The sequence below is a fragment of the Photobacterium sp. GB-50 genome, from assembly GCF_003026755.1.
Lineage (GTDB): Bacteria > Pseudomonadota > Gammaproteobacteria > Enterobacterales > Vibrionaceae > Photobacterium.
Window position 1 is genome coordinate 307,269 of sequence record NZ_PYNX01000001.1, and the last position, 15,823, is coordinate 323,091.

A 15,823-nucleotide genomic window follows, 5' to 3' on the forward strand; every position below is an offset into this window, starting at 1 on the left:
ATTCGAAGGGTAATTACACCTTTTATGCCTTTTGTTGGCAAGGAAAATCCTTTAATGAATGCTATTTTAACCATTAGCCACCGATTAATCGGGTAATGTTTGTCTGAGCAGGCTATGGTAAGTTAATATTCAAGACTTAAAGAAAAATACTCCATTAAAGGAAAAGATCATGATTACCCTTCACACAAATTTTGGTGACATCAAAATTAACCTATTCGAAGACAAAGCACCTCAAACGTGTGCAAACTTCCTTCAATACTGCCGTGATGGTTTCTACAACGGTACTATTTTCCACCGTGTTATTGATGGTTTCATGGTTCAAGGTGGCGGCATGCTTCCTGGTATGGAAGAGAAAGAAACTCGCGCTCCAATTCAAAACGAAGCAAACAATGGCCTAAGCAACAAGACAGGCACACTTGCAATGGCGCGTACTAACGCTCCTCACTCTGCTAGCTCTCAGTTCTTCATTAACGTAAAAGACAACAACTTCCTTGATTTTACTGGTGAAAACATGAGCGGTTGGGGCTACTGTGTATTTGCTGCAGTGGTTGAAGGTATGGATGTAGTTAACAAGATTAAGGCTGTGAAAACAGGCCGTCACGGTTACCACTCTGATGTACCCGTTGAAGATGTTGTTATCGAAAGCGTAACTATCGAAGAATAAGTCTTCATTGATATTAAGGGTGGCATTAGCCGCCCTTTTTCTATTATGACAACACTATTTATTTCAGATCTGCACTTAAGTGCTGAGCGTCCCGATATGACAGCATGTTTTTTGCGATTTATGGCAGAAGACACAAAAGATATTGACGCCTTATACGTGCTCGGGGATTTGTTTGAAATGTGGATTGGTGATGATGAAGACTCGCCTTTTTTACAACAAATCAAACAGGCCTTTAAAGCCCTCACTGACTCGGGGATTCCTTGCTATTTTATCCATGGTAATCGCGACTTTTTAATTGGTAAACGTTTTAGCCAACAAACGGGGGTTCAGTTACTTCCTGAACATTGCATTGTTGAGCTGTACGGAAAACCAACCTTAATCCTCCATGGTGACACTTTATGCATAGAAGACGAAGCGTATCAACGTTACCGTAAAAAAGTGCATAACAAGTTTATTCAATGGTTATTCTTCCGCATTCCTCTTTCTCGTCGTATTAAAATTGGTGAGAAGTTTAGAAGTAATAGTAGTAAAAATAATCAGATGAAGAGCCAATCCATCATGGACGTCACACAAAGTGAAGTGGTGCGATTGATGCAAGCTTTCCATGTTGATCAAATGATCCATGGTCACACCCATCGACCAGATATTCATTCACTCACTATTGATAATAAGCCAGCCTCACGTATTGTCCTCGGTGATTGGTATGAACATGGTTCGGTATTAGTCGTTACGCCTGATGGTTATCAGCTAGAAACCCGTAATTTTGATACTAATCAGCAGCAATAAAAAAGGTACGCACTGCGTACCTTTCTTTTTATGCGATCTTTTCTTCAACATTGACTTGCTTGAGCTGTTTTCGATCAGCTGCCCAAGAACGATACATCGTCAAAGAGGTATAGAAGACAACCCCACAAACAAGCCAAGCCAATACCTTCATATCTAGCGATTTCACTAAATAGGCTGCAATCACCACACCGATAGGCCCTGTTATTGCAACCGCCACTGACGCTCGACTATTAATTTTGTCTCGACGTAAGAAACCACCAGCAGAAAAGAAGCCTAAAAATCCACATGAGCACATCATCACAGGGAACGCAGCAAGCGGATTCATACCTAGCATGTAGATCATCGTCATACATGGTGCGTATAAACCAATACCTACCGTCATTAATGCGCCAAATAAGAAGTTACCAGCAATACCGACTGCCAACTTCCATCCTGTTAAGCCTAAACTGGTTCCGCCAAGAGGGAATAGCTTTAACTGACCCGCAAGCATTAAGCCCGCCACCACCAACAAAGCACCACTCATCACAATACGTATAAGTTGGCGATCCCAATTAGAAACTAAACGCGAACCGACGGTTGCCCCTAAACACGCTGAAACAACAAGACTTAATAAGGTAACTGCATCCACATTCACCGCAGTAAGAAAAATAAGTGCTTGTACGACCGTGGCTAACACCGCTTGGCAATTCAATGTTCCGGGAAGAACTTGATCATCAATAAGCTTAAATTGTTTATAACCTGCTGTCATAATAGCGAAACTTCCAACACCAAGAGTGTCACAGAAGTTTGCAAAACCACCAATCAAGGCGACGGGAATAATACGTGTATTTGCTTCCTGCTTTCGGTTTCTTCGCCAAGCTCTAATAAGCATCACAATAAAAACACTACCACCAACAAGCAATCCCGCTTGTATCAAGGCAAATATAGACATAACTAGTACAAATACGATTTGATAGAAAATTTAAAAGGTAGATCAAACAATTCACGACAAGAGTGAATGTTTAAACACTAATATTATGAACTCAAAACAGATCTTACACCATTTTCATTATTTATAATGGTTTTATGTGCTAATATATTTATAAGGTTTGATTATTTTAACCATCTGTAAACGTGATGTGCTTGTCGCTTCAATATTTTATTTAAATAGTGTTAAAAACATCACTTTGTGAAATATATAAATTTGATATGATCTAACTAATAACAACAATACTAAAACGATTTTATTTTTTTGGACTTTTCTGTAGATTTCAATGTTCTCATATATTGCTCGACAACCCATTTTAAACAGAAATAAGCAAACTATTGGCTACGAACTTTTATTTAGGGATGGCCCAGATAACTGCTTTCCAAATATTGGTGATGAGCAAGCTACAAACCGTCTGCTTAACGATAACTTTTTCAGTTCTGCTGGAGAAGCGCAATTAACATCAGGCAAACGCGCATTTGTTAATTTCCCTTATAGTTCAATAATATCAGGTACACCTCTTCTTTTCCCAAAACAAAGTTTCATCATCGAAATTCTTGAAAACTGTGAACCAACTGACGAGCTTTTTGAAGCTATAAAGAAACTTCATCAAAAAGGCTACACACTCGCACTTGATGATTTTATCCCTAATAAACAATGGACTCGCTTTTTTCCCTATATCCATATTATTAAATTCGATATTCGTCTTATCAGTATTGAAAAAGCCGCACGATTTATTCAATTCTATAAAGAAAAAACAAAACTACGTTTCTTAGCCGAAAAAGTAGAAACCCAAGAAGAATACCAACAAGCTTATGATGCGGGCTTTGATCTTTTCCAAGGCTTCTTTTTCAGCAAGCCAGAAATGATCCAACGAAAGTCATTAAAACCCTCATCTTTAACAACATTACGTTTGTTTAAAGAAATTTGTGTTACTGATGTTGATTTTGACAAAATTGAAGAAATTATTGCTACTGATTTAACCTTATCGTACAAATTACTTCGTCACGTCAATGCGCTAACATCAACGCGCTCAAAGCCAGTGACCTCTTTTAAACAAGCGTTAATTTTTCTTGGTGAAGATCAACTACGACGTTTTGTCACATTTGTCGCAACCTCGCATGCGGTTGAAAATAAACCTCAATCTCTTTATAACTTATCACTCCAACGTGCACATTTTTGTGAGCAGTTATATCGGACCCGAGTACCCAAAGATAATGGTAACCAAGCCTTTCTTACTGGGTTATTTTCCTTATTAGACTCTTTGCTTGATCAACCATTAGAAGAGTTGATAGAGCTCCTCCCTTTAAGCGAGCAAGTTAAGTTAGCGTTAACTAAACGTGCCGGTCCTTTAGGCGCAATACTAAACTTAACAGATGCTTACGATCAGGCAAATTGGCCATTAGTTAAAAAATACAGTGCGGCATTGAAAATCAATGAATCAAGCATTGCAGACTACTATTTAGAATCAGTAAAATGGTCTACTGAATATGAGCAATCCTCGGCTAAATAAACATGTCTAAACACACATCAATGTGTCCTTGTGGAAGTAATAAGCCCCTTATTGAGTGCTGTAAACCTATCCATCTTGATCATTCAAAAGCAAAACACCCAGAACAACTGATGCGTGCACGTTACAGTGCTCATGTGCTTGGGTTAGTTGATTTTGTCGTTCAAACTTATCACTCTAGTTGTGAAGCAGAACAGCACCGCAATGCCATTGCAGAATCAGTACACTTAACATGGTTAGGGTTAGATGTTCTAAACAGTGAAATCGCTGAAAGTGGCGAAGGTTTTGTTGAATTTAAAGCCATGTACAAAGAAGCAGGCAATGAATATATCCTGCAAGAACGTTCACGTTTTTTACAGCAAGAAAAAGATAATAAGTTATGTTGGTTTTACATTGATGGTGAATACCCAGAACCACCACCAGTAGAGCAAACAGCTCCACCAGCTCCCGTTAAAAGTGAGAAAACTGTCGGTCGTAACGACCCTTGCTTATGCGGAAGCGGTAAGAAATATAAAAAATGTTGTGGTTAATACAGCGTTAACATTCTTCTCACTGAAACCGATCTTAGCGTCGGTTTTCTTATTTAAGTATGCTATTCACACAAAACTATGTACTGAACCAATAACTTACCTTGCTCTTACTTCTTTCGACATAATTAATTTAACCACCTAAAACTCAATAAGTTAGGAAACTTATTCTTACAATTGCGACAACGCCGAAACTATTTTCGAAAAGAAAAATAAATAAGATAAAAGGTTAAAAATAATGTTGCATTATCTAACACTCTTAGTTAGTGTGGGTAACAAGAAAGTAACACTATTATTTATTAACGAGATTTATTATGCGTATCCAAATGACTAACAATCATATTCATCACCATCCTGACTAGTCTTTCGGGAGGATACGCCTCACCCTGGAAGACAACATACTCTTCCAGTGGTCACAAGGAATAATCAAATTCAGACCCTCGGAAGATACAAGCTTCCGAGGGTTTTTTAATACCAGATTTTGAATTAAGTGAATTAGGACAGGGAAATGACTATGCAAACACAACGATTACGCATTGCGATTCAGAAAAAAGGCCGTCTAAGTAAAGAGTGTCAAACACTGCTTAAACGCTGTGGTGTGAAATTTAACATGGTAGGCGAACGTCTTGTTGTTCACGCTGAAAACATGCCTATAGACTTGCTACTTGTTCGTGATGACGACATTCCTGGTCTGATCATGGATGGTGTAGTTGATTTAGGTGTGATTGGTGAAAATGAACTTGAAGAAGTTGGCCTTGAACGTGCTGCTCGCGGTGAACCATCAGATTATATAAAACTACGCCGCCTAGATTTTGGTGGTTGCCGCCTTTCTATCGCAATTGATAAAGATGCTAAGTACAACGGTCCTCAAGATTTAAACGGCAAACGTATTGCAACGACTTATCCGCAATTAGTTAAACGCTATATGGATGAACTGGGCGTTAAATTTAGCACTTGTATGCTAAACGGCTCTGTTGAAGTTGCTCCACGAGCTGGGCTTGCTGACGCCATCTGTGATTTAGTTTCGACTGGTGCGACACTTGAAGCGAATGGTCTTAAAGAAGCAGAAGTGATCCTGCGTTCAAAAGCGGTACTGATCCAATCAACGCAGACACTCGATGCAGAAAAACAAGCATTAATTGAACGCTTACTGACCCGTATGCAAGGTGTGATCCAAGCAAAAGAATCAAAATACATCATGCTACATGCGCCAACTGATCGTCTAGAGCAAATTAAACTGCTACTACCTGGCGCTGAAGATCCAACGGTACTTCCTCTTGCTGAAGACAAATCTCGTGTTGCTATCCATTTAGTGAGTTCTGAAAACCTATTCTGGGAAACAATGGAACAACTAAAAGAATTAGGCGCAAGCTCTATTCTAGTATTGCCAATCGAGAAAATGATGGAGTAATCGATGAAGACAGTTGTATGGCAATCCTTAAGTGAAAGTCAGCGAGAAAATCTTCTTGCTCGACCAGCCGTAAATAATGGCGCTAATATTAGCGCTATTGTTTCTGGCATTATTAGCGATGTCCGTGAACGTGGTGATGAAGCTTTACTGGAACTGACAGAAAAATTTGATGGTATTCGTCCAGCATCCATCAAAGTCAGTGACACAGAAATCGACGATGCATGTGCTCGATTAAGTACAGAGATGAAAGAAGCGCTACAGCAAGCTTTTAACAATATCAGTACCTTCCATAAAGCACAGAAGCAACCGACACTTCGTGTAGAAACACAGCCAGGTATCATCTGTGAGCAAATGACACGCCCTGTTAATTCAGTCGGTTTGTATATTCCAGGAGGCAGTGCACCACTACCATCAACCGTATTAATGCTCGGCGTGCCCGCTAAAATAGCAGGTTGCCAAAAAGTGGTGCTGTGCTCTCCACCGCCTATTGCAGATGAAATCTTATACGTTGCCAAATTATGTGGCATCGATGATGTTTACAACGTCGGTGGTTCACAAGCCGTTGCGGCAATGGCCTACGGCAGCGAAACCGTCACTAAAGTCGATAAGATTTTTGGCCCAGGCAATGCCTTTGTAACAGAAGCTAAACGTCAAGTAAGTAATGATTTCCGTGGTGCTGCTATTGATATGCCAGCAGGCCCTTCTGAAGTATTAGTGATTGCTGATAGCAGCGCAGATCCTGACTTTATCGCTGCTGACTTACTTAGCCAAGCAGAGCATGGCCCTGATTCTCAAGTCATTTTGGTTACGCCTGATCCAGTGATTGCTGATAAAACAGCAGATGCTATTCAACGTCAACTAGCTCAATTATCACGTGCAGATATTGCTAAAGAAGCATTAGGCTCAAGCCTATTAATTGTCGCTGAAACATTACCGCAGTGTATTGCGATTTCTAACAACTATGGGCCTGAGCACTTAATTGTTCAAACCCGTACGCCACGTGATTTAGTGCCATTACTTGACAATGCTGGCTCTATTTTCTTAGGTAACTGGTCACCTGAATCTGTTGGTGATTATGCATCTGGTACTAACCACGTATTACCAACCTATGGTTATACACGGACTTATTCAAGTTTAGGCTTGGCTGACTTTTCTAAGCGTATGACAGTACAAGAGCTGTCTGCGGATGGCCTACTGGGGTTAGCAAAAACAGTAACCACGATTGCCGATGCTGAAGGTCTTGATGCCCACAAACGTGCAGTAACAATCCGTGTTGAAAAATTAACGGCTAAGCGTGAGGGATAAATCATGACGATGGCAAGACTAGCACGTAAAACAGTACGTGAATTAACCCCTTACCAATCAGCCCGTCGATTAGGCGGCAACGGAGATATTTGGTTAAACGCCAACGAATCGCCGTTTGATAACGAGTACAGCATTAGTCTTGCTCGATTAAACCGTTACAGCGAATGTCAGCCACCAGCATTAATCAATGCCTACGCAGACTATGCCAATGTAAAACCCGAGCAAGTGTTAACCTCACGTGGTGCCGATGAAGGTATCGAACTTCTGATCCGCGCTTTTTGTGAGCCAAACCAAGACAGTATTTTATATTGTCCACCGACGTATGGCATGTATGCCATCAGTGCTGAAACTTACGATGTAAATGCGAAAGTTATTCCGCTCACAAGCAAGTGGCAATTAGATTTAGAGGCCATTTCACAAAACCTTGATGGCGTAAAAATAGTTTTCGTTTGTAGCCCGAATAACCCGACAGGTAACTTGTTAGCACGTAAAGACATTGAAGCCCTGCTCGATATGACAGTAAACTCAGCCCTAGTCGTTGTTGATGAAGCCTATATCGATTTCTGCTTAGAAGAAAGCGCCAGCGATTTACTGTCAAGCTACCCTAATTTAGTCATTCTTCGTACGTTATCAAAAGCGTTTGCACTAGCGGGTTTGCGCTGTGGCTTTACCATTGCTAACAGCGATATTATCGATGTTTTGCTTAAAGTGATTGCCCCCTACCCCGTACCTGTACCTGTCACTGAAATTGCAGTCCAAGCCCTATCGGAAGCAGGTCGAGCACGAACAAAATTCCAAGTGCTTGATATCAGTGCTAACCGCGCTTACTTACAAGCGGGTTTAAGCATGTTAGATGGCGTAACCGTATTTGATGGCTACGGTAATTACCTACTGGTTGAATTCCCTAATGCAGATCAACTCTTTAAAGCATTATGGGATAACGGCATTATTTTACGCCGCTCTCCGATTGAAAACTGTATTCGAATCAGTGTAGGTAACCGCGATGAGTGTGAGAAAACTCTCGCCTTTATTCGTAGCCAATTAGAACAACAATAAGGACATTGATTGTGAGCAAGGAAAAGATTTTATTTATTGACCGTGACGGCACCTTAATTGTTGAGCCGCCAGTAGACTTTCAAGTAGACCGTTTAGACAAACTTAAATTTGAACCGAATGTGATTCCTGCCCTACTTGCTTTGCAAAACGCAGGCTACAAACTAGTGATGGTGACAAACCAAGATGGTTTAGGTACAGATAGCTACCCACAGGCAGATTTTGATGCGCCACATAACATGATGATGGAAATCTTCGAATCACAAGGTGTAGTATTTAGCGATGTGCTGATCTGTCCTCACTTTGATAACGAAGGTTGTAGCTGCCGTAAGCCTAAACTTGGACTGGTCAAAGAGTACCTTCAACAAGGTCGCGTCGACTTTGAAACCTCTGCAGTCATTGGTGATCGGATTACCGATCTACAGCTTGCTGAAAATATGGCAATTCGTGGTATACAGTACAACCCTGAAACCATGAATTGGATGCAGATATTAACGGATTTAACCACCCAACCTCGCATTGCTGAAGTAGTACGAACCACCAAAGAAACTGACATTCGCGTTAAAGTGAATTTAGATCAAACGGGCGGTAATACGATTTCAACTGGCCTTGGCTTTTTTGATCACATGTTAGATCAAATCGCCACGCACGGCGGTTTTCAAATGACCTTAACCGTTGATGGTGATTTACACATCGATGATCACCACAGTGTTGAAGATGCTGCACTTGCGTTAGGCGAAGCGTTGAAAAAAGCCTTAGGTGATAAACGTGGAATTGGCCGCTTTGGCTTTAGCCTACCGATGGATGAGTGTTTAGCACAATGCGCGTTAGATCTCTCTGGTCGTCCGTATTTAAAATTTGAAGCACAATTTAGTCGTGATCAAGTCGGTGATTTATCAACGGAAATGGTGCCGCACTTCTTCCGATCTTTAACTGATACGCTCGCTTGTACTCTGCACTTATCATCATCAGGTAATAACGACCACCACATTGTTGAAAGCCTATTTAAAGCTTTCGGGCGCACATTACGCCAAGCGATTAAAGTAGAAGGTAACGAGCTACCAAGCAGTAAAGGAGTGTTGTAATGACAACAACCAATACTCAGCAGCGCGTCGTCATTATTGATACCGGCTGTGCCAATGTCTCTTCTGTTCGCTTTGCTATTGAACGTCTTGGCTATCAAGTAGAAGTCAGCAAAGATCCAGCAGTTGTACTTGCTGCCGATAAACTTTTTCTTCCGGGTGTCGGTACCGCCAGTGAAGCAATGCAGAACCTACAACAGCGTGATTTAGTTGGCTTAGTCAAGCAAGTGACTAAGCCATTATTAGGTATCTGTTTAGGTATGCAATTACTGGGTAAAGCGTCGCAAGAGCACGGGCAAAATGGCAGTGAAATTATTCCCTGCTTAGATTTGTGTAATGCTTCTGTAGAGAAAATCCAAGCAGAGGGGTTACCGCTGCCACATATGGGCTGGAACACCATTACACCGGAAGATAATCACCCACTATTTAAAGGTATTCCTGCGGGAAGCTATTTTTATTTCGTTCATAGTTACGCCATGCCTGTATTTGATCATACCGCGCAGCAAGGTGGCAAAACCATCGCCAGCGCGCAATATGGTCAAAGCTTTACCGCAGCAGTGCAAAATGGCAATTACTACGGGGTGCAATTTCACCCAGAGCGTTCAAGTAAAGCTGGCGCGAAACTCATTCAAAACTTCCTCGAACTATAACGATAACAAAAGGACTTGTTATGATTATTCCAGCATTAGATCTGATTGAAGGCCAAGTCGTTCGTCTATTCCAAGGCGACTATGGTCAAGTGACAGAATACAAAGTCGATCCCGCAGAGCAATTTAATCTTTACCACCAAGCTGGCGCTAACTGGCTACATTTGGTTGATTTAACGGGCGCAAAAGATACGCAAGCGCGTCAGTTATCTTTAATTGAAAAACTACTCAAAAGCACACCAGCCAATGTACAAATTGGTGGTGGCGTACGCACCGAGCAAGACGTCGCAGATCTGTTAAACGCTGGTGCTAAACGTGTGGTAATTGGTTCTACCGCCGTTAAACAACCAGAAATGGTAAAAGGTTGGATGGAAAAATACGGTGCTGAACACATCGTATTGGCTCTGGATATCAACATTGATGACAACGGTAACCGCATTGTCGCTGTCTCTGGTTGGCAAGAAGATTCAGGCGTTACTATTGAGGCGCTATTAGAAAATTTCTTAAAAGTGGGTTTAAAGCACGTGCTGTGTACTGACATTTCTCGCGATGGCACATTGGCTGGTTCAAATGTCGAACTGTATGTCGATCTTTGTCGCCAGTACCCGCAAGTACAATTTCAATCATCTGGTGGCATTGGCTCGCTTGATGATATTGCAGCATTAAAAGGCTCAGGTGTGGCTGGCGTTATTGTCGGTCGCGCCCTACTTGATGGTAAGTTTACTGCCGATCAAGCCTTTACATGCTGGAACAATTAAGGAGACCGCAATGTTAGCTAAACGTATTATTCCTTGTTTAGACGTACGTGATGGTCAAGTTGTAAAAGGTGTCCAATTTCGTAACCACGAAATCATTGGCGACATTGTACCACTGGCAAAACGTTACGCTGAAGAAGGCGCAGATGAATTGGTTTTCTACGATATTACCGCATCAAGTGACGGTCGTGTTGTTGATAAAAGCTGGGTATCTCGCGTTGCAGAAGTGATTGATATTCCATTCTGTGTCGCAGGTGGGATTAAATCTGCTGACGATGCGAGCCGTATTCTTCAATTTGGTGCAGATAAAGTCTCTATCAATTCACCAGCGCTGGCAGATCCAACATTAATCACCACATTGGCGGATAAGTTCGGTGTGCAATGTATCGTTGTCGGTATTGATTCCTATTTTGACGCTGAAACAGGTCAATATCAGGTATACCAATTTACTGGTGATGAAAAGCGTACCAAAGCTACCCAATGGCAAACACGTGATTGGGTTGAAGAAGTTCAACGTCGTGGCGCGGGTGAAATCGTACTGAACATGATGAACCAAGATGGCGTACGTAATGGTTACGACTTAGAGCAACTCAACATGGTACGCAGTGTATGTGACGTGCCTTTAATTGCTTCTGGTGGTGCGGGTGAAATGCAGCACTTTAGCGATGCCTTTAAGCTTGCGAATGTAGACGGCGCCTTAGCTGCCTCTGTTTTCCATAAACAAATCATCAACATTGGTGAGTTAAAGCAATTTCTGAAAACGCAAAATGTGGAGATCCGACTATGAGTTTATTAACCAAAATCAATTGGGAAAAAGTAGCCGGACTGATCCCTGCTATTGTTCAAGATAATGCCAGTGGTCAAGTGCTAATGCTTGGCTACATGAACGAAGATGCGCTTCAAAAGACACTTGATACTAAACAAGTCACTTTCTGGTCTCGCACCAAAGAGCGCCTGTGGACGAAAGGTGAAACATCAGGCAATGTACTGCAACTTAAAAGTATTCAGCTTGATTGTGACCAAGACACCTTATTAGTACACGTCGATCCAATTGGTCCAACGTGCCACTTAAACACGACCACCTGTTTTGATTCTGATGAAAGTGATGCTCAGCCACCGTCACTGGTTTTCCTTCATCAACTTGAGCAGCTCTTGGCGAGTCGTAAAGGTGCAGATCCTGAGTCTTCCTACACAGCTAGCCTCTACGCCCGTGGCACCAAGCGTATATCGCAAAAAGTGGGCGAAGAAGGTGTTGAAGTCGCGCTTGCGGCAACGTCGGGTGACAAAGCGGAATTAGTATGTGAATCAGCGGATTTGATCTATCACCTGCTTGTACTACTTCAAGATCAAGGTTTATCACTGTCAGATGTGACGAATAAACTGCAAGAGCGTCATAATAAGAAATAATTCAATCGTCAGTTACGATGAAAAAGCCAGCCAAATAAGCTGGCTTTTTGTTTCGCAATAATTACGTATTACTGGATAAGATAAAAAGGACTATCCCTATTATCATTAAATAATTAACGACCTAATGCCTCTTTATAATGTAATCGACATACTGATACGTAACGTGCGTTGCCACCAATTTCAACTTGTTCACCATCAGCAATAGCACGACCGGTTTCATCTTGACGGATCACCATGTTTGCTTTGCGACCACAGTGACAAATTGTTTTTAATTCAACTAACTTATCCGCCCACGATAATAAGTAACGACTCCCTTCAAAAAGTTCACCTAAGAAGTCTGTACGTAAGCCGTAACATAAAACCGGAATATCGAGTTTATCGACCACTTCCGTTAATTGATACACCTGCGCTTTAGATAAGAACTGGCATTCATCAATTAATACGCAATCAATTTTACCTTTATCTGATAACGCTTTTAATCGTTCGAATAAATCATCTTCTGCATTAAATAACTCAGCCTCTTCTTCTAAACCAATACGAGAGCTGACTTTACCCACACCAAAGCGATCATCAATCGCAGCAGTAAAAATAACGGGGGTCATTCCTCTTTCGCGATAATTAAACGAGGATTGCAATAATGTGGTCGATTTCCCTGCATTCATTGCAGAGTAATAGAAATACATTTGGGCCATGAGGATTCCCTAGTAATACGATTGGTTTAAAAAAACTGCGCCGATGCTACAGAAATTCACTCACAATGAAAAGTGATAGACTTAACAAGTACACATTAGTTACAAAAAAGCCCATACTCTTTTTCATGAAAAGTGTATGGGCTTAAAAGAACAGAGATAAAATCAGCTTTTTACTGTTGGGACATAAGTACGTCGTGATAACCAAGCAAACAACACACAAACCATAATAAAAGTAATTATAGCCGCGATGAAGGCTACGGGTAATGAGTCAGTCATACCTAGCACAAGGAAGCCAATAGTAGAAACAAAGGCGACAGAAACTGCGTAAGGAAGTTGCGTTGCGACATGATCAATATGATGGCAACGTGCCCCCGTTGAAGACAATATTGTAGTATCTGAAATCGGTGAACAGTGATCACCAAATACAGAGCCTGCTAATACTCCCGCTAGCATTGGTAACATCAAGGTAATATCGGTTGCCCCAGCTAAATCACCAGCTATAGGTAACATAATGCCAAACGTGCCCCACGACGTACCTGTAGAAAATGCCATCACGCCTGATAATAAAAATAAGATCATCGGTAATAACATAGGGTTAATATTCCCTTGTACAAGGGTTGATAAATATTGACCCGTTTTCATATCACCAATAACGCTACCAATACTCCACGCGAATAATAAAATTAAAATCGCACCAAACATGGATTTAGCACCAATCCATAATGTGCGAATAACTTCATTAAATGCAATACGCTGGCGAATGACTGGAATAATCGCAGCAACTAAGCCAAATAAACCACCAAGACAAAGTGACTTACCGACATCAGTATTTTCAAACGCACCTAGCAGAGCAAAAGATTTACCATCTGCTGCTAATGCTTGATAGCCTGTAAAAACCATAAAAAAGAACGTGGCAAATATTAAAATAACAATCGGCCAAATTAAATCGCCAACTTTACCTTTCGTACTTTCAACAATTTCTAATTCGTCAGTTAAATCTTTTGCTTGTTCATCAACATCACCGCCTTCATCAAAACCACGGCCATGCATTGCTGCCATCTCATGTTTTTTCATTGGTCCAATATCCCATTGGAACCAAGACACAACAAAAACCATAGCTAAAGCAAAAATAGCATAGAAGTTCATTGGCGCTAGCGTTAAAAAGGCACTTAAAGGTGTATATTCTGTTACTCCATGCGTAACTAAAATACCGCCAATTAACGTAATTATATACGCACCCCAACTCGATACCGGCATTAGAACGCACATTGGAGCGGCTGTTGAATCTAATATATAAGCCAATTTAGAACGCGATACGTAATAGCGATCCGTTACGGGACGAGCGATAGAACCCACCGCTAAACTATTAAAGTAATCATCAACAAAAATAAACACACCTAAAAAAGCAGCAAGCAGTTTCGCGCCCCTTTTTGTTTTAATTTTTGTTTGTGCCCATGCAGCGAATGCACGAGTACCACCAGACAATGTTAACAATGCTGTCGTCATGCCTAATATAATGAGGAATAAAACAATACTCATATTCCAGGTATTAATACCACCATCAGATATGAATAAGTTTTGTATAGTGCCTCCTAAATAAGAAGCTGAATGGTTAAATGAAAAGTCATTTAAGTAAAGTGCTCCTAATACGATACCCGCACCAAGAGAAACTAACACACGCCGAGAAAGTATCGCTAACCCTAACGCAACAATAGGAGGAATAATGGATACTAATGAATGGGAGTAATCTACTAAATTCATGATCTCAAAGACAACCGAATTAGGTTGGAGATCTACTGGATAACATGGCGGTTAACCATATTTGAAGAACGTCTTGGCTCTTCTCTTTTCACAGTAGCGCTCCATAGTGAATATGATTATATACTATGGCAGTGTTGCACTTATTCAATACAACCCCAGAAAAAGGATTTGACGTCACTCTTACTTCGGCATTAGCTCCTTTCATTAACCGTCATTGGTTTCACCCTCTTGTTAATTACTATTAGATAACGCGCCTCTACCTTACATCAAGGTTGCGATTATTCTACGTAATGTTTCATTATTTGCAACAACATCACATGAAACATTTAACAACAGAACAAATAACATTGCTTTATAAATATAATCTTATCTAAGTATAGCTTCACCCATTAAATATTATGAACCTACGAGCAGATATGTTTCATTTTGTAACCATTTAAACATCTATTAAGCATAAATCCGATATTCGTATTTTTATAAAAATACGAATATCGCTATTATTAACAATTAACAATAAAGAATGTTTAAAGTGTTTTGACATAATGAATAAAAGCATTACTATTGTAATAAATGATTCGACACTGCTATTATTATTTACAGTTAGTTAAAAATAACAGGAAATATAAAAATGTCTGATGCAATGAAAGCACTTTTAAACCTTCGTAGTCTTCGTGCACTTTCTCGTGAATATACTTTAGAGCAACTAGAAGAAGCTTTAGAGAAATTAACTACCGTTGTTCAAGAACGTGCTGAAGCTGAAGAAGAAGAACAAGCAAAAGAAAATGAGCGTAATGAAAAACTAGCTCAATACCGTGAAATGCTATTAGCTGATGGTATCGACCCTGAAGAATTGTTAGCAAGCCTTTCAAAAGCACCAAAAGCAAAACGTGCTGCACGTCCAGCTAAATATAAATTCATCGATGAAAACGGTGAAGAAAAAACGTGGACAGGCCAAGGCCGTACACCAAGCGCGCTTAAGCAAGCACTTGAAAATGGTAAATCTTTAGAAGAATTTGAAATCTAATTTCATTTCCTACCATATATTTAGAAAGCTCAACTTAGTTGGGCTTTTTTTATACTGTCATGAACCAAGAATTATAGACATCAATCTAAACAACGCTGTTTTCGAATTGCTTAAAGATATGTCTAGGCAAATATTTATTCGCTTTTAAATATAGAAAACACATATCAAAATAAAAAGCCAGGCAGTAGTGCCTGACTTTCAATACAGATAACCTTTTATTATTGGTTATAGC

General features: G+C 40.5%; 16 protein-coding genes, 1 riboswitch and 1 other annotated feature. Of the genes, 13 read left to right on the forward strand and 3 right to left on the reverse strand.

What is annotated here, in order from left to right:
• Positions 1–169 precede the first annotated feature (169 nt).
• Both C9J41_RS01280 and lpxH read left to right on the forward strand, forming a co-directional pair.
• A complete protein-coding gene (locus C9J41_RS01280; protein ID WP_005370640.1) occupies positions 170–664 on the forward strand; it encodes a peptidylprolyl isomerase in 495 nt (164 codons plus the stop codon).
• 45 nt (positions 665–709) lie between these two features.
• Positions 710–1,450: a UDP-2,3-diacylglucosamine diphosphatase gene (gene lpxH, locus C9J41_RS01285; protein WP_107259415.1), complete on the forward strand. Its 741-nt coding sequence runs from the start codon at positions 710–712 to the stop codon at positions 1,448–1,450.
• A 28-nt stretch (positions 1,451–1,478) separates the two neighbouring features.
• On the opposite strand, the gene C9J41_RS01290 is transcribed toward lpxH, so the two are convergent.
• A complete protein-coding gene (locus C9J41_RS01290) occupies positions 1,479–2,381 on the reverse strand; it encodes a sulfite exporter TauE/SafE family protein (RefSeq protein ID WP_107259413.1) in 903 nt (300 codons plus the stop codon).
• 322 nt (positions 2,382–2,703) lie between these two features.
• Here C9J41_RS01290 and C9J41_RS01295 point away from each other — a divergent pair, with 322 nt between their 5' ends.
• The 10 genes from C9J41_RS01295 to hisIE all read left to right on the forward strand — a co-directional run bounded on the left by C9J41_RS01295 (position 2,704) and on the right by hisIE (position 12,114).
• Complete coding sequence (locus C9J41_RS01295; RefSeq protein ID WP_107205606.1) at positions 2,704–3,930, forward strand: EAL and HDOD domain-containing protein; 1,227 nt, start codon at positions 2,704–2,706, stop codon at positions 3,928–3,930.
• Between the two features lie 2 nt (positions 3,931–3,932).
• The gene (locus C9J41_RS01300; RefSeq protein ID WP_107205605.1) at positions 3,933–4,457 is read left to right on the forward strand and encodes a YchJ family metal-binding protein; all 525 of its coding nucleotides are present in this window, start codon (positions 3,933–3,935) and stop codon (positions 4,455–4,457) included.
• A gap of 334 nt (positions 4,458–4,791) precedes the next feature.
• Positions 4,792–4,927, forward strand: a sequence feature (His leader region).
• Positions 4,928–4,968: 41 nt separating this feature from the next.
• A complete protein-coding gene (gene hisG, locus C9J41_RS01305) occupies positions 4,969–5,865 on the forward strand; it encodes an ATP phosphoribosyltransferase (protein WP_107205604.1) in 897 nt (298 codons plus the stop codon).
• Positions 5,866–5,868: 3 nt separating this feature from the next.
• Positions 5,869–7,170 (forward strand): histidinol dehydrogenase, encoded by a 1,302-nt coding sequence (hisD, locus tag C9J41_RS01310; RefSeq protein WP_107205603.1) that lies wholly within the window; start codon positions 5,869–5,871, stop codon positions 7,168–7,170.
• A gap of 9 nt (positions 7,171–7,179) precedes the next feature.
• The gene (gene hisC, locus C9J41_RS01315; protein ID WP_107259504.1) at positions 7,180–8,226 is read left to right on the forward strand and encodes a histidinol-phosphate transaminase; all 1,047 of its coding nucleotides are present in this window, start codon (positions 7,180–7,182) and stop codon (positions 8,224–8,226) included.
• 11 nt (positions 8,227–8,237) lie between these two features.
• Positions 8,238–9,308 (forward strand): bifunctional histidinol-phosphatase/imidazoleglycerol-phosphate dehydratase HisB, encoded by a 1,071-nt coding sequence (hisB, locus tag C9J41_RS01320; RefSeq protein WP_369917432.1) that lies wholly within the window; start codon positions 8,238–8,240, stop codon positions 9,306–9,308.
• The gene (gene hisH / locus C9J41_RS01325) at positions 9,308–9,955 is read left to right on the forward strand and encodes an imidazole glycerol phosphate synthase subunit HisH (RefSeq protein ID WP_107245566.1); all 648 of its coding nucleotides are present in this window, start codon (positions 9,308–9,310) and stop codon (positions 9,953–9,955) included. Before hisB ends, hisH begins: the two co-directional genes overlap by 1 nt.
• A 20-nt stretch (positions 9,956–9,975) precedes the next feature.
• The gene (gene hisA, locus C9J41_RS01330) at positions 9,976–10,710 is read left to right on the forward strand and encodes a 1-(5-phosphoribosyl)-5-[(5-phosphoribosylamino)methylideneamino]imidazole-4-carboxamide isomerase (RefSeq protein WP_107290565.1); all 735 of its coding nucleotides are present in this window, start codon (positions 9,976–9,978) and stop codon (positions 10,708–10,710) included.
• Between the two features lie 10 nt (positions 10,711–10,720).
• Positions 10,721–11,494 carry an imidazole glycerol phosphate synthase subunit HisF gene (hisF, locus tag C9J41_RS01335; RefSeq protein WP_005370612.1) on the forward strand — a complete coding sequence of 258 codons (774 nt, stop codon included), beginning with the start codon at positions 10,721–10,723 and terminating at the stop codon, positions 11,492–11,494.
• Positions 11,491–12,114 (forward strand): bifunctional phosphoribosyl-AMP cyclohydrolase/phosphoribosyl-ATP diphosphatase HisIE, encoded by a 624-nt coding sequence (gene hisIE / locus C9J41_RS01340; RefSeq protein ID WP_107205601.1) that lies wholly within the window; start codon positions 11,491–11,493, stop codon positions 12,112–12,114. Before hisF ends, hisIE begins: the two co-directional genes overlap by 4 nt.
• Positions 12,115–12,227: 113 nt before the next feature.
• Here the strand turns inward: hisIE and C9J41_RS01345 are convergent, their stop codons facing one another.
• Together C9J41_RS01345 and C9J41_RS01350 are read right to left on the reverse strand one after the other, a co-directional pair.
• On the reverse strand, positions 12,228–12,806 hold the full coding sequence (locus C9J41_RS01345) for a thymidine kinase (RefSeq protein WP_005370610.1): 579 nt from the start codon (positions 12,804–12,806) through the stop codon (positions 12,228–12,230).
• A gap of 162 nt (positions 12,807–12,968) precedes the next feature.
• Positions 12,969–14,567 carry a Na+/H+ antiporter NhaC family protein gene (locus tag C9J41_RS01350; RefSeq protein WP_107294112.1) on the reverse strand — a complete coding sequence of 533 codons (1,599 nt, stop codon included), beginning with the start codon at positions 14,565–14,567 and terminating at the stop codon, positions 12,969–12,971.
• Positions 14,568–14,653: 86 nt separating this feature from the next.
• Positions 14,654–14,834, reverse strand: a riboswitch (Lysine riboswitch).
• A 361-nt stretch (positions 14,835–15,195) separates the two neighbouring features.
• Here C9J41_RS01350 and C9J41_RS01355 point away from each other — a divergent pair.
• Complete coding sequence (locus tag C9J41_RS01355; RefSeq protein ID WP_045183993.1) at positions 15,196–15,591, forward strand: H-NS family nucleoid-associated regulatory protein; 396 nt, start codon at positions 15,196–15,198, stop codon at positions 15,589–15,591.
• The last annotated feature ends 232 nt before the right edge of the window (positions 15,592–15,823 follow it).

Excerpts from the sequence above, each read along its gene's own strand:
- hisA (WP_107290565.1), top strand. The coding sequence starts at position 9,976 with ATGATTATTCCAGCATTAGATCTGATTGAAGGCCAAGTCGTTCGTCTA.
- C9J41_RS01295 (WP_107205606.1), top strand. The coding sequence starts at position 2,704 with ATGTTCTCATATATTGCTCGACAACCCATTTTAAACAGAAATAAGCAA.
- hisH (WP_107245566.1), top strand. The coding sequence starts at position 9,308 with ATGACAACAACCAATACTCAGCAGCGCGTCGTCATTATTGATACCGGC.
- C9J41_RS01280 (WP_005370640.1), top strand. The coding sequence starts at position 170 with ATGATTACCCTTCACACAAATTTTGGTGACATCAAAATTAACCTATTC.
- hisF (WP_005370612.1), top strand. The coding sequence starts at position 10,721 with ATGTTAGCTAAACGTATTATTCCTTGTTTAGACGTACGTGATGGTCAA.
- C9J41_RS01350 (WP_107294112.1), bottom strand. The coding sequence starts at position 14,567 with ATGAATTTAGTAGATTACTCCCATTCATTAGTATCCATTATTCCTCCT.
- C9J41_RS01290 (WP_107259413.1), bottom strand. The coding sequence starts at position 2,381 with ATGTCTATATTTGCCTTGATACAAGCGGGATTGCTTGTTGGTGGTAGT.
- C9J41_RS01355 (WP_045183993.1), top strand. The coding sequence starts at position 15,196 with ATGTCTGATGCAATGAAAGCACTTTTAAACCTTCGTAGTCTTCGTGCA.
- lpxH (WP_107259415.1), top strand. The coding sequence starts at position 710 with ATGACAACACTATTTATTTCAGATCTGCACTTAAGTGCTGAGCGTCCC.
- hisC (WP_107259504.1), top strand. The coding sequence starts at position 7,180 with ATGGCAAGACTAGCACGTAAAACAGTACGTGAATTAACCCCTTACCAA.
- C9J41_RS01300 (WP_107205605.1), top strand. The coding sequence starts at position 3,933 with ATGTCTAAACACACATCAATGTGTCCTTGTGGAAGTAATAAGCCCCTT.
- hisD (WP_107205603.1), top strand. The coding sequence starts at position 5,869 with ATGAAGACAGTTGTATGGCAATCCTTAAGTGAAAGTCAGCGAGAAAAT.
- hisIE (WP_107205601.1), top strand. The coding sequence starts at position 11,491 with ATGAGTTTATTAACCAAAATCAATTGGGAAAAAGTAGCCGGACTGATC.
- hisG (WP_107205604.1), top strand. The coding sequence starts at position 4,969 with ATGCAAACACAACGATTACGCATTGCGATTCAGAAAAAAGGCCGTCTA.
- C9J41_RS01345 (WP_005370610.1), bottom strand. The coding sequence starts at position 12,806 with ATGGCCCAAATGTATTTCTATTACTCTGCAATGAATGCAGGGAAATCG.